Origin of the sequence: Psychrobacter sp. TB20-MNA-CIBAN-0197 (genome assembly GCF_040309765.1) — a bacterium.
Taxonomy (GTDB): Bacteria; Pseudomonadota; Gammaproteobacteria; order Pseudomonadales; family Moraxellaceae; genus Psychrobacter; species Psychrobacter submarinus.
In genome coordinates, this window is the sequence record NZ_JBEOPC010000160.1 from 1 (window position 1) to 384 (window position 384).

Genomic DNA, 384 nt, shown 5'->3' on the forward strand with positions numbered 1-384 from the left:
GAGTAATGTAGATTACGCCTTCAGTGCAACAAGTTTTCCTTTTCCAATTCAAAGAGCTTTAAAGCTTAATGATAAACAATGCGTTGAAATGTTTCAGCCAGAGCATTTAAATACTCGTTCGCAAGATCTCGAAGAAGCATATCATGATGCTGGACAGTTTTATTGGGGTACTGCCAAGGCATTTATAGCAAAAAAAGCTATTTTTGGAACAAGATCGAAGGCTGTTTTGCTACCACGTAAACGAGTACAAGACATAGATACACCTGAAGATTGGGAATTGGCAGAAGCTTTGTACCGAGCAATTGAATGCTAAAGGTCGTAATTAGGGCTGATGCCTCTTCTCATATAGGCAGCGGTCATATCATGCGTTGCTTAGTATTGGCT

General features: G+C 39.8%; 1 protein-coding gene. It reads left to right on the forward strand.

Annotation, left to right across the window (positions count from 1 at the left end):
- On the forward strand, positions 1–313 hold a 313-nt coding region (locus tag AAEY83_RS13115), incomplete at its 5' end, for a glycosyltransferase family protein (protein WP_502945164.1).
- Between the last annotated feature and the right edge of the window lie 71 nt (positions 314–384).